This is a genomic window from Amycolatopsis sp. SID8362, from assembly GCF_010550475.1.
Lineage (GTDB): Bacteria > Actinomycetota > Actinomycetes > Mycobacteriales > Pseudonocardiaceae > Amycolatopsis > Amycolatopsis eburnea.
In genome coordinates this window covers 1-12963 of record NZ_JAAGNB010001604.1, presented here as the reverse complement: position 1 = coordinate 12963, position 12963 = coordinate 1, and the positions used below count along the sequence as shown (strand labels likewise).

At 68.7% G+C, this 12963-nt stretch carries 6 protein-coding genes and 1 pseudogene; 2 read left to right on the top strand and 5 right to left on the bottom strand.

Annotation, left to right across the window (positions count from 1 at the left end; genetic code table 11):
* A pseudogene (locus G3I65_RS49380) lies at window positions 1–209 on the bottom strand (MFS transporter); the annotation flags it as partial.
* A 95-nt stretch (window positions 210–304) separates the two neighbouring features.
* Here G3I65_RS49380 and G3I65_RS49375 point away from each other — a divergent pair.
* Window positions 305–805: an Lrp/AsnC family transcriptional regulator gene (locus G3I65_RS49375; protein ID WP_160702603.1), complete on the top strand. Its 501-nt coding sequence runs from the start codon at window positions 305–307 to the stop codon at window positions 803–805.
* A gap of 46 nt (window positions 806–851) precedes the next feature.
* Window positions 852–1619: a M15 family metallopeptidase gene (locus tag G3I65_RS49370; RefSeq protein WP_160702601.1), complete on the top strand. Its 768-nt coding sequence runs from the start codon at window positions 852–854 to the stop codon at window positions 1617–1619.
* A 48-nt stretch (window positions 1620–1667) separates the two neighbouring features.
* On the opposite strand, the gene G3I65_RS49365 is transcribed toward G3I65_RS49370, so the two are convergent.
* The 4 genes from G3I65_RS49365 to G3I65_RS49350 all read right to left on the bottom strand — a co-directional run.
* Window positions 1668–3386: a hypothetical protein gene (locus G3I65_RS49365; protein WP_309236056.1), complete on the bottom strand. Its 1719-nt coding sequence runs from the start codon at window positions 3384–3386 to the stop codon at window positions 1668–1670.
* A gap of 159 nt (window positions 3387–3545) precedes the next feature.
* Window positions 3546–7457 carry a DNA-directed RNA polymerase subunit beta' gene (locus G3I65_RS49360; RefSeq protein WP_160702598.1) on the bottom strand — a complete coding sequence of 1304 codons (3912 nt, stop codon included), beginning with the start codon at window positions 7455–7457 and terminating at the stop codon, window positions 3546–3548.
* A gap of 88 nt (window positions 7458–7545) precedes the next feature.
* Complete coding sequence (locus tag G3I65_RS49355; protein WP_160702597.1) at window positions 7546–11049, bottom strand: DNA-directed RNA polymerase subunit beta; 3504 nt, start codon at window positions 11047–11049, stop codon at window positions 7546–7548.
* Between the two features lie 1053 nt (window positions 11050–12102).
* The coding region (locus G3I65_RS49350) for a hypothetical protein (protein ID WP_239071918.1) at window positions 12103–12963 on the bottom strand (861 nt) is incomplete at its 5' end.

Below are 12963 nucleotides of genomic sequence, written 5' to 3'. Positions count from 1 at the left end.
GGCAGCAGCAGGCCCGCGCCCAGCGCGCCGGCGGCCGTGCCGAGCACGTTCGCGACGCTCGGCAAGCCGCTCCAGCCCGGCCCGCTGCCCGCGGCGACGATCAGCGTCGCCGCCGTGCTCAGGCCGACCGTCGCGGTGTTGAGCAGCGCGACACCAGCGAACAACGCTCCCACGGACCGCGCCCGGCCGGTCATCGTCAAAGTCCCCATGACCAGCAACTTTAGGAACTTCGGTGGCACGTTCGAAGGAGCCGTGAACGGCAAATGCGTGGCCCCGGCCGCGGTTCGGAAGGAAAATGGGGCCCATGACCTTCCGTTCGGAAAAGCCGCTGGACGACGTCGACTGGCGGCTGCTGGACCTGCTGCAGGCCGACGGGCGGCTGTCGTTCAAAGAACTGGGCCGCCGGATCAACCTGTCAGCGCCGGCGGTGGCCGAGCGGGTGCGGCGGCTGGAGGAGACCGGGGTGATCACCGGCTACCGCGCGCGGGTCGACGCGCGGCGCGCGGGCCAGCCGCTGCAGGCGTTCGTCGAGATGCGCTGCGCGCTGGGCAGCTGCCTGCTGAAGACGTCGAAGTCCGAGGACTACCCGGAGGTCGTGGAGATCCACCGCCTCTCCGGCGATTACTGCACGATGCTGAAGATCCGGGCGGCGTCGCTGGAGCACTTCGAGGGCCTGCTGGAGCGGCTGGGCAAGCACGGCGAGCTGCGGTCGTCGGTGGTGCTGTCGACGCAGTTCGAAGGACGGCCGGTGCAGCCGCCGTCCGACGACTTCCTCCGCGCGACGGCGTCGGAAGGCTGGTCCTGACCGGTTGGCGGCTGTCCGCCGGGTGCCGAGCTGGTAGACGAGAGGGATGCCGATCTTCCGCGCGTTGGTCGTGGCCCTGACCGCCTCGGCCGCCATCGCCGTCCCCGCTCAGGCCGCACCCGCTTCCGGGTTCGTCGCGCTGTCCGACGTGGCGCCGTCGATCCTGCAGGACATCCGCTACGCCACCCGGCACAACTTCGTCGGGCAGCGGATCGACGGGTACCTCGAGCCCACCTGCATCCTGACCCGCCAGGCGGCCGACGGGCTGCGGCAGGCCCAGGCGCAGGTGCTCCGGCAGGGCTACACGCTCAAGGTGTACGACTGCTACCGGCCGCAGCGCGCGGTCGACCACTTCGTGCGGTGGGCGAAGGACCTCGCCGACGAGAAGATGAAGGCCGAGTTCTACCCGAACGTCGAGAAGGACCGGCTGTTCGAAGAGGGGTACATCGCCGAGAAGTCCGGGCACAGCCGCGGCAGCACCATGGACCTCACGCTGGTGAAGCTCCCAGCCCGCCACCAGCGGCCGTACCTTCCCAGCGAACCGCTGAAGCCGTGCTTCGCGCCGCAGGACCAGCGGTTCCCGGACAACATGGTCGACATGGGCACCGGGTACGACTGCTTCGACCCGCTGGCCCACACCGACAACCCGGCGATCACGGGCGTCGCCCGCACGAACCGCGACCTGCTGCGGAACGCCATGACGACGGCGGGGTTCCGGAACCTGCCCGAGGAGTGGTGGCACTTCACGCTGAACGGCGAACCGTTCCCGGACACGTACTTCGACTTCCCGGTCTCCCACCGCGGCCTGCGCTGACGACGGCGGCCCCGGTCCACTGTGGACCGGGGCCGTCGTTTCCGTTGGTCAGGCCGAGCGACGCCGGCGAGCGCCGAGCACGAGGCCACCGCCGAGCCCCAAGGCGATCAGCGCGAGCGCGCCGATCCCGAGCACATCGACGCCGGTGCTGGCGAGGCCACTGCCGCCGGTGTCCCCGCCACCGGTCCCACCGGCGGCGGGGGTGGTCGACGCCGGGGTGGTGACGGTGCAGTCCGCGGGGTTGACCGGCACGGCCGGCGCCGGAGCGTCGCCCTGCTCGGCGTCGACCCGCCACACGCGGTGGTTCTCCGGCGGGCCCCAGACGGTGATCGGCATCGGGTTGTACTGGATCTTCCAGCCCTTCGGCGGCAGGAAGAACAGCTGGTACGCCGGCCCCGGCGCGACATCGCGGAACTCGAAGTGCCCCTTCGCGTCGGTGGTCCGCTCGCCCGTGACCGGGCAGTGCTGATCGGACACCAGCACGACCTTGACCCCGGCGAGGCCCTGCTTCACCTGGCCCTGGTCGTCGTACACGCCGACGTTGCCTTCGACGATCGCCTTAGCTCCCGGAACCGCGGCTTGGGCGCGGGCCTGCGCGTGGTTCTCGATGTCGACTTCCTCGTAGCCGAAGTCGCAGGCGGCCACCACGATGCCGCGGTTGAGGGCGGCGGCGGGCACGGCCTCGGTCACGTCGAAGGTGCGCGTCCCACCGGGGGCGATCGTCACCCCGTCCGCGGCGAGGTCTCCCCAGCCGGGGCCGCGGCCGCTCAGGATGTACGGGTCGCCGATCCGGTTGCAGGCGGCAGTGATGCCGGTGAGCGGGATCGGGCCGGAGTTCGCCAGCGTTACGGTGACGTGGGCGAGTTCGCCGACCTGGTAGCTGTTCTCGGTGAAGGCCATCGACGCCTTGAGCGCGCCGTTCAGCGGCGGTGCCCCGCGGACGTCCAGGTGGGTGTCCGCGCCGATCCGGACGACCCGGAACGGGATCAGCCAGCCGTCGACGACCTGGCCGCCGAGGTAGTACTCCGCACCCGGGACGTCGAAGGCGATCGTCCCGTCCGGGCCGCTCGTCGCGGTGTGCGTGGCGCTGCCGTTGACGTAGCGCAGGGTGAGCTTGGCGCCAGCCAGCTCCTCGCCGGCGTCGCGCTTGCCGTTGCCGTTCTTGTCGCCGTAGACGACACCTTCCGCGTGACCGGGCGCCGGGACGACCTTCGCGTCCGCGGAGAACTCGCCGACGCCGAAGTGGGTCGCGTCGAACACGACACCCCGCAGGACGGTGGTGGTCTGGTCGACCTCGCGGACCTTCCCGGTGCCGTGGAACACGAACGACTTGCCGGGCTCGAGGTCGACGCCGGGATTGGCGGACGTGAGCGGCCCCCAGCCCGGGTCGTACGGGACGAACAGGTCGGTCGGCTCGATCATGTGCTGCGAAACCCAGAGGCCCTTCGCGGTGGTCGAGCCGGTGTTCGTCAGCGTGACGGTGAAGTGGACGTCCTCCGCGGTCGTGTAGGTCGTCTTGTCCAGCGAGGCCGACACCTCGACCTGAGCGCGCTGCGGTGGCTCGGCCTGCTTCGGCGCCACCGGCGTGGTGGACGCCGGCGTCGGCACCGCGGAACTGCTCGGCGGCGGCGCTTCCGAAGTGGACGGCGCGGTCGAGACCGGCTCTTCCTGCGCCCCGGCCGGTACGGCGAACACGCCGGTCAACGCCGATGCGGTGGCGAGCACGGCGGCGTAGACCGCCGCTCTTCGCACGATGGATCTGTTCACGAAGTGACACCCCTGATTACCCGTTGGATACGCGCAAAGCCCCCGAACCGCGTGAACCTGACCAACCTAGTCCGGTCGGCGGCCATTTCGGATATCACTTCGGAAACGGGAAAAGCCCCCGCCGGAAACCCGGCAGGGGCCTTTCTCGTTGACTCAGCTTCAGCGGAAGTCGCGGCCGAAGTCGTAGTCGTCCAGCGGGACCGCGGCACCGGTGCCCGTACCGAACACGTCCGGGGTGTAGTAGCCGTCGTCGTAGGACGGGATCGCGTAAGCGGCGACCCGCGCCTCCTCGGTCGGCTGCACCTGGATGTTGCGGTACTTGTTGATGCCCGTACCGGCCGGGATCAGCTTACCGATGATCACGTTCTCCTTGAGGCCCACGAGCTTGTCCGAGCGGCCATTGATGGCCGCGTCGGTCAGGACTCGCGTGGTCTCCTGGAACGAGGCCGCCGACAGCCACGAGTCCGTGGTCAGCGACGCCTTCGTGATGCCCATCAGCACCGGACGGCCCGAAGCCGGCTCGCCGCCCTCGGCGACCGCGGCCCGGTTCGTCGCCTCGAACTTGGTCCGCTCGGGCAGCTCGCCCGGGAGGAAGTCCGTGGCACCGGAGTCGATGATCGTCACGCGGCGCAGCATCTGCCGCACGATGACCTCGATGTGCTTGTCGTGGATCGACACACCCTGCGCCCGGTACACCTTCTGGACCTCGTCCGTCAGGTGCATCTGCGCCTCGCGCGGCCCCATGACCCGCAGGACCTCGTGCGGGTCCGGCGTGCCTTCGAGCAGCTGCTGGCCGACGTTGACGTGGTCGCCGTCGCCCAGCGGGCCGTTCGGGGTGTTCGCGAGCCGCTGACGCTTGGACAGCTTGTCGAAGACGATCTCTTCGCCGCCGTCGTCCGGGATCAGCGTGATCTTCCAGAACCGCTCGCTCTCCTCGATGCGCACGCGGCCATCGACGTCGGCGATCGGCGCCTTGCCCTTCGGCACACGAGCTTCGAAGAGCTCCTGCACACGGGGCAGACCGGTCGTGATGTCGTCACCGGCGACACCACCCTGGTGGAACGTACGCATCGTCAGCTGCGTACCGGGCTCACCGATCGACTGGGCCGCGACGATACCCACGGCCTCGCCGACGTCGACGAGCTGACCGGTCGCCATCGAGCGGCCGTAGCAGGTCGCGCAGATGCCGACGGCCGACTCGCAGGTCAGCACCGAGCGGACCTTGACCTTCGAGATGCCGCTGGAGAGCAGCTTCTCGATGGCTGGGTCGCCGATGTCGTCGCCCGCGTTCAGCACGACGTTGCCCTTGGCGTCCACCGCGTCCGTCGCGAGGTTCCGCGCGTACACCGAGGTCTCGACGTGCTGGTCGCGCAGGACCTTGCCGTCGCCGATGTCCTCGCCGATCGGCATCATGATGCCGCGGGTGGTGCCGCAGTCGATCTCGCGGACGATGACGTCCTGCGAGACGTCCACCAGACGCCGGGTCAGGTAACCCGAGTCGGCGGTACGGAGCGCCGTGTCCGCCAGACCCTTCCGGGCACCGTGCGTCGCGATGAAGTACTCCGCCACCGACAGGCCTTCACGGAAGTTGGCCTTGATCGGACGCGGGATGTACTCACCCTTCGGGTTCGACACCAGGCCACGCATGCCGGCCAGGGACCGGACCTGCGTCATGTTGCCCGCCGCGCCCGACTTCACGATCATGGCGATCGGGTTGTCGTCCGGCAGCGCCGTCTCCATGATCTTGTGGACCTCTTCGGTGGCCTGCGTCCACACCTTGACGAGCTCGTTGTTGCGCTCGGTGTGCGACAGCTGACCGCGCTGGTAGCGCTTCTCCACCTGGGAGGCCTTGCCCTCGTACTCGTCGAGGATGGCCTTCTTGCCCACCGGGGTGAGCACGTCCGAGATGGCGACGGTGACGCCCGAACGGGTCGCCCAGTAGAAGCCGGCGTCCTTCAGGCGGTCCAGGGTCTGCGCGACCTGGGTCATCGAGTACCGCTCGGCGAGGTCGTTCACGATCGCGGCCTGACGCTTCTTCGGCATCGGCTCGTTGATGAACGGGTAGTCCGCCGGCAGCAGCTCGTTGAACAGCACGCGGCCCAGGGTCGTCTCGGCCAGCCACGCCTTGCCCGGCTCCCAGCCCTTCTCCGCGAGCGCCGCTTCGTCGGCCTTGGCCGGCTGGCGGTCGGTGACGCGGATCTTGATCGGGGCGTGCAGGCCCAGCGCCTTGCGGTCGAAGGCCATGATGGCCTCGGCCGGCGACGAGTACGCGTTGCCCGCGCCCTCGGCCTTCTCGTTGAGGCGGGTCAGGTGGAACAGGCCCGTCACCATGTCCAGACGCGGCATGGCGAGCGGACGGCCCGACGCCGGCGAAAGGATGTTGTTCGCCGACAGCATCAGGATCCGGGCCTCGGCCTGCGCCTCGGCCGACAGCGGCAGGTGCACCGCCATCTGGTCACCGTCGAAGTCCGCGTTGAACGCCTCGCAGACCAGCGGGTGCAGCTGGATGGCCTTGCCCTCGACCAGCTGCGGCTCGAAGGCCTGGATGCCGAGGCGGTGCAGCGTCGGCGCGCGGTTCAGCATCACCGGGTGGCCGGTGATGACCTCTTCCAGCACGTCCCACACCTGCGGCCGCGAGCGCTCCACCATCCGCTTGGCGGACTTGATGTTCTGCGCGTGGTTCAGGTCGACCAGCCGCTTCATGACGAACGGCTTGAACAGCTCGAGCGCCATGTCCTTCGGCAGGCCGCACTGGTGCAGCTTCAGCTGCGGGCCGACGATGATGACCGAACGGCCCGAGTAGTCGACGCGCTTGCCGAGCAGGTTCTGGCGGAACCGGCCCTGCTTGCCCTTGAGGAGGTCGGACAGCGACTTCAGCGGCCGGTTGCCCGGGCCGGTGACCGGACGCCCGCGGCGGCCGTTGTCGAACAGCGCGTCGACGGCCTCCTGCAGCATCCGCTTCTCGTTGTTGACGATGATCTCGGGCGCGCCGAGGTCGATCAGCCGCTTGAGGCGGTTGTTCCGGTTGATCACCCGGCGGTACAGGTCGTTCAGGTCGGAGGTCGCGAAGCGGCCACCGTCCAGCTGCACCATCGGACGCAGGTCCGGCGGGATGACCGGGACGGCGTCGAGCACCATGCCGCGCGGGTCGTTGCCGGTGGCCTGGAACGCCGCGACGACCTTGAGCCGCTTCAGCGCGCGGAGCTTCTTCTGCCCCTTGCCGTTGCGGATCGTGTCGCGCAGGCTCTCGGCCTCCGCGGCGACGTCGAACTCGGTGGCCAGCTTCTGGATGGCCTCCGCGCCCATGCCGCCGGTGAAGTACTCGCCGTAGCGGTCGACGAGCTCGCGGTAGAGCAGCTCGTCGGCGATCAGCTGGCGGGTGTCGAGCTTCGTGAAGGTCGTCCAGACCTCCTCGAGGCGGTCCAGCTCGCGACCGGCGCGGTCACGCAGCTGGCGCATCTCGCGCTCGCCGCCTTCCTTGACCTTGCGGCGGACGTCGGACTTGGCGCCCTCCGCCTCCAGCTCGGCCAGGTCGGCTTCCAGCTTCTGCGCGCGGGCCTCGATGTCCGCGTCACGCTTGGTCTCGAGGTTCTTGCGCTCGACGCCGATCTCGTTCTCGAGGGTCGGCAGGTCGTTGTGGCGCAGCTCCGTGTTCACGCCGGTGATGACGTAAGCAGCGAAGTAGATGATCTTCTCGAGGTCCTTCGGCGCCAGGTCCAGCAGGTAGCCGAGGCGCGAGGGAACACCCTTGAAGTACCAGATGTGGGTGACCGGGGCGGCCAGCTCGATGTGGCCCATCCGCTCGCGGCGCACCTTGGCGCGGGTCACCTCGACGCCGCAGCGCTCACAGATGATGCCCTTGAAGCGGACGCGCTTGTACTTGCCGCAGTAGCACTCCCAGTCCCGGGTCGGGCCGAAGATCTTCTCGCAGAAGAGGCCGTCCTTCTCGGGCTTGAGCGTCCGGTAGTTGATGGTCTCCGGCTTCTTGACCTCGCCGTACGACCACTGACGGATGTCGTCGGCCGTGGCGAGACCAATGCGGAGCTCATCGAAGAAGTTGACGTCCAGCACGTCTAGATCCCCTTGGGGTTGTTTCGGCTAGAGAGGGGTGGCGGGCGAGGCGGGGCCCACGGGAGGCAGGCCCCGCCTCAGCTCGCGATCAGTGCACGACGTCGTCCACCGAGGGCGACTCGTTGCGGGACAGGTTGATGCCGAGGTTGGCCGCGGCGCGCTCGAGGTCCTCGTCGTCGGAGTCGCGCATCTCGATCGCCGCGCCGTCGCTGGAGAGCACCTCGACGTTGAGGCACAGCGACTGGAGCTCCTTGAGGAGCACCTTGAACGACTCCGGGATGCCCGGCTCGGGGATGTTCTCCCCCTTGACGATGGCCTCGTACACCTTGACGCGGCCGACCACGTCGTCCGACTTGATCGTCAGCAGCTCCTGAAGCGTGTAGGCGGCGCCGTACGCCTGCATCGCCCAGCACTCCATCTCACCGAAGCGCTGGCCACCGAACTGCGCCTTACCACCCAGCGGCTGCTGCGTGATCATCGAGTACGGGCCGGTGGAGCGGGCGTGGATCTTGTCGTCGACCAGGTGGTGCAGCTTCAGGATGTACATGTAGCCGACGGACACCGGGTACGGGTACGGCTCGCCGGAGCGGCCGTCGAACAGCGTGGCCTTGCCGTTCTCCTTGACCATGCGCTCGCCGTCGCGGTTCGGCTTGGTCGCGCCGAGCAGCCCGGTGAGCTCCTCTTCCTTCGCGCCGTCGAACACCGGGGTGGCGGTGTTCGTGCCGGGCGCGACGTCGTAGAGCTCTTCGGACAGGTTCTTCGCCCAGTCCGGGTTGCCTTCGATCGTCCAGCCCTGCGAGGCCAGCCAGCCCAGGTGCAGCTCGAGGATCTGGCCGATGTTCATCCGTCGCGGCACACCGTGGGTGTTCAGGATGATGTCGACCGGGGTGCCGTCCTCCATGAACGGCATGTCCTCGACCGGCAGGATCTTGCCGATGACACCCTTGTTGCCGTGCCGGCCGGCGAGCTTGTCGCCCGGCTGGATCTTGCGCTTCTGGGCCACGTAGACGCGGACCAGCTCGTTGACGCCCGGGGGCAGCTCGTCGTCGTCCTCGCGCGAGAACACGCGGATGCCGATGACCTTGCCGGTCTCGCCGTGCGGCACCTTCAGCGAGGTGTCGCGGACTTCGCGGGCCTTCTCGCCGAAGATCGCGCGGAGCAGGCGCTCCTCCGGGGTCAGCTCGGTCTCGCCCTTCGGCGTGACCTTGCCGACCAGGATGTCGCCGTCGCGGACCTCGGCACCGATCCGGATGATGCCGCGCTCGTCGAGGTCGGCCAGGACCTCCTCGGAGACGTTCGGGATGTCCCGGGTGATCTCCTCGGCGCCCAGCTTGGTGTCGCGGGCGTCGATCTCGTGCTCCTCGATGTGGATCGACGTCAAGACGTCGTCCTGCACCAGGCGCTCGGAGAGGATGATCGCGTCCTCGTAGTTGTGGCCCTCCCACGGCATGACCGCGACGAGCAGGTTCTTGCCGAGCGCCATCTCACCGTTCTCGGTGGACGGGCCGTCGGCGATGACCTGACCCTGCTCGACCCGGTCGCCCTCGTTGACGATCGGGCGGTGGTTGAAGCAGGTGCCGTGGTTCGAGCGGCGGAACTTGTACAGCCCGTAGCTCTTCCGCGTGCCGTCGTCGTGCATGATCGTGATCAGGTCCGCCGAGAGCTCCTCGACGATGCCGGCCTGCTCGGCGACGAGCACGTCACCGGCGTCGACCGCGGCGCGCAGCTCCACACCCGTGCCCACGTACGGGGCCTGGTTGCGCAGCAGCGGCACGGCCTGGCGCTGCATGTTCGCACCCATCAGGGCGCGGTTCGCGTCGTCGTGCTCGAGGAACGGGATCATCGCCGTCGCGACCGAGACCATCTGCCGCGGCGAGACGTCCATGTAGTCGATGTCGAGCGGGTCGATCAGCTCGACCTCGCCACCCTTGCGGCGGGCCATGACCCGGTCTTCGACGAAGGTGCCGTCGTCCGAGATCGGCGCGTTGGCCTGGGCCTTGACGTACCGGTCCTCTTCGTCCGCCGTCAGGTAGTCGACCTGGTCGGTGACCCGGCCCTCGACGACCTTGCGGTACGGCGTCTCGATGAAGCCGAACGGGTTGACCCGCGCGTACGAGCAGAGCGAGCCGATCAGGCCGATGTTCGGGCCTTCCGGCGTCTCGATCGGGCACATCCGGCCGTAGTGCGACGGGTGGACGTCCCGGACCTCCATGCCGGCGCGCTCACGGGACAGACCACCCGGGCCGAGGGCCGAGAGACGACGCTTGTGCGTCAGGCCCGACAGCGGGTTGTTCTGGTCCATGAACTGCGACAGCTGCGAGGTGCCGAAGAACTCCTTGATCGCCGCGCCGATCGGGCGGATGTTGATCAGGGTCTGCGGCGTGATCGCCTCGACGTCCTGCGTGGTCATGCGCTCGCGCACGACGCGCTCGGTGCGGGAGAGGCCGACCCGGATCTGGTTCTGGATCAGCTCGCCGACCGTGCGCAGGCGCCGGTTGCCGAAGTGGTCGATGTCGTCGGTCTCGACCGGGATCTCGGTGCCGTTCGCGGCGTCCATCTTGTCCTCGCCGGCGTGCAGCCGGACCAGGTACTCGATGGTCGTGACGATGTCCTCTTCGGTCAGCGTCCCGGTGTCGTACGGCGTCTCGAGGCCCAGCTTCTTGTTGACCTTGTACCGGCCGACCTTGGCCAGGTCGTAGCGCTTCGCCTTGAAGAACAGGTTCTCCAGCAGGGTCTGCGCGCTCTCCTTCGTGGGCGGTTCGCCCGGGCGGAGCTTGCGGTAGATGTCGAGCAGCGCCTCGTCGGTGCCGGCGGTGTGGTCCTTCTCGAGGGTGGCCAGCAGCGTCTCCGAGAAGGAGAAGCGCTCGCGGATCGCCTCGGTGGTCCAGCCCAGCGCCTTCAGCAGCACGGTGACCGGCTGGCGGCGCTTGCGGTCGATGCGCACGCCGACGGTGTCGCGCTTGTCGACGTCGAACTCGAGCCACGCGCCGCGGCTCGGGATCACGCGGACGCTGAAGACGTCCTTGTCGGTCGTCTTGTCGACGTCCTTCGAGTAGTAGACGCCCGGCGAGCGGACCAGCTGGGACACGACGACACGCTCGGTGCCGTTGATGATGAACGTGCCCTTGTCGGTCATCACCGGGAAGTCGCCCAGGAAGACCGTCTGGCTCTTGATCTCGCCCGTGTTGTTGTTGACGAACTCGGCCGTGACGAACAGCGGCGCGGCGTAGGTCATGTCCTTGTCCTTGCACTCCTCGATCGAGGCCTTGACCTCGTCGAAGCGCGGAGCGGAGAAGGACAGGGACATCGAACCGGAGAAGTCCTCGATCGGGGAGATCTCGTTCAGGACCTCTTCGAGGCCGCCGACCGGGTTTTCTTCACCTTCTTCGACACGGCGTTCGAACCACGCTTCGTCCCCGGTGAACCACTGGAACGACTGGATCTGGACGTCGAGCAGGTTGGGAGTGCTGAGGGGTTCGCGAATCTTTGCGAAGGAAACCCGCTTGGGCGCGCCGGGGATTCCCGTGGACTCCGAGCGAGATTCAGCCGAGGTGGTCGCAGCAGTGGCCTGGTTCGCGGGAGAGACTGCCAAGATGCGTCCTTCCGGGGACAATGAGCGGTGACGGCCGCCATAGCAACAGCTATGAGCGACTGTCAAGGGTGCCGTGTGCCCACTATCCTAACTACCGGCTCCGGGCAGCCTGAAAGAGGGCAGCGCAAAGAGGCAGTCTAGCCCGAACGGCGCGGTCTGTCCAGGGGGCGCTCCCGATGGGGCCCAGCCTGCCTCGCGACGTCTTCAGGTATGCCTCCAGGCGAGCCGGTTGTCCCTCCCGCAAGGGCCGCCGGTTTCGCCGTCGGGAGTAAGCGTGAACCCAGCGGGGCCGAGAGTCAAGATGCCACACGGGGGTCGGCCCGGTTGGCGCAGCGTTGGAGAGGGTCAGCGGAGCGTAAGCGGCCGAATATCATGCAGGTTACTGGCTGGTAGCGCCAGTAAAGGGGCTCGACCTGCGGTTTTTCCACGGATTCCGTCGCCCCGGCTGTGCCGTACGCCACCCGGCACGGGCGGAGAAGTTCTCCGGACGGGCGCGTCGGAGCGTTCTCGGGGGCCGGTCGGGAGGGGCTTCCGGGCGAGTCACAGCGGTCACTCGTGCCCCAGGCGCCACGGCGGCCGGGAGGGGTCCCCGAGGGGCCGTGACGGACCTCCCGGGGCCGTTCCGGGCCGCCGGTGGTCCGGCGCCCCGGCGCGGCCGCTGAACGCCGTACAAGAGCGCCTGGGGGCCACCGGACCCACGGCTCGCCGCGGACTGCCGGGCGTCGGCGGTCCGCGCGGACCCACCCGGCGGACGCGCGCCGGACCAGAGCACACCCGCGCCCGGCCAGACGATCGGACATCCCCTCTACCGCGCTCCGTAGCCGCTCGCGGTGAAAGGGTCGTTCACTTCGCCAGACGGCAGGGTCCCGGCGAAGTCGGGCAGCACGGCCGATCCGGCCATCCGCGACGACATGAATGAGTCATTCACCTCACCAGACGACATGAATGACCCATTCACGACATCCCCGCGACCCCCGGCCGGTCACCCACACGCCGGCGCGACGAAGGGCCCCCTCCGCTCGTCTCGTGAACGGAGAGGGCCCTTCGGCGCGGCTACTTGCTCGGCGAAGGCGCGGGCGACGCCGGCGCCTGGCTCGCCGCCGGGATCTTCGGCGCGTTGTACGTGTCCATGTCCGTGATCTTCCACTTGTCGCCCTGGAGCTGGGCGTTCAAGTGGAGCTGGGCGGTACCCGCGGTCGTCTTCTTCGTGTCCGTGCGGGTCGAGGTCTGGTCGACGAAGACCATCACCTTCGCCAGGTCGCCGTTCAGCATGATGACCGCCGAGCGCGTCACCTTGCAGGTCACGACCATCTTCTGCTCGGGCGCGAGCCGCTTGACCTCGCCCATCAGGGAGTTGTACTTGGCGCGGACGTCGTCGTTGGCCAGCAGGTCGTTGGCCGCGTCCTCGGTCTTCTTGATGTTGTTGAAGTCGTACGAGAACAGCGCCTCGGCCGCCTTCGACACCGAGTCCTTGACCTGCGCCGTCTTCGCGACGTCCAGCAGCGCCGTGTTGCTGGTCGCCGAGGAGACCTGGACCTCTTCGTACTTGAACCAGAACGCCAGGCCGCCCAGCACCAGCGCGACGAGCACCAGGGCGCCCGCCACGACGTACGGCTTCTGCACGCGCGAGCCCGCGGCCGGCGTCGCTTCCGAAGCGGCTTCGGCGACCGCGACCTCGGACTCCTCCGTCGGCTTCGCGATGCCCGTGTCGCGCTTCTTCCGGCGCGGCGCCGGGCGGGCGGGGGCCTCTTCCTCCTCGGCCTCGGGCTCGCCGGTCAGCGCGTCGACCGAAGGCTCCTCCTCCTCGGTGCCGACGGCCGCGAACACCGCCGTGTCCTCGGCGGACGGCGCCGTGTCGAGCTGCCCGCTCGCGGCTTCGAACGACTCCGGCTTGGCGGCCGGTCGCGGTGCCGG

Coding starts and splice junctions, on each gene's coding strand:
- G3I65_RS49375 (WP_160702603.1), top strand. CDS start 305: ATGACCTTCCGTTCGGAAAAGCCGCTGGACGACGTCGACTGGCGGCTG.
- G3I65_RS49370 (WP_160702601.1), top strand. CDS start 852: ATGCCGATCTTCCGCGCGTTGGTCGTGGCCCTGACCGCCTCGGCCGCC.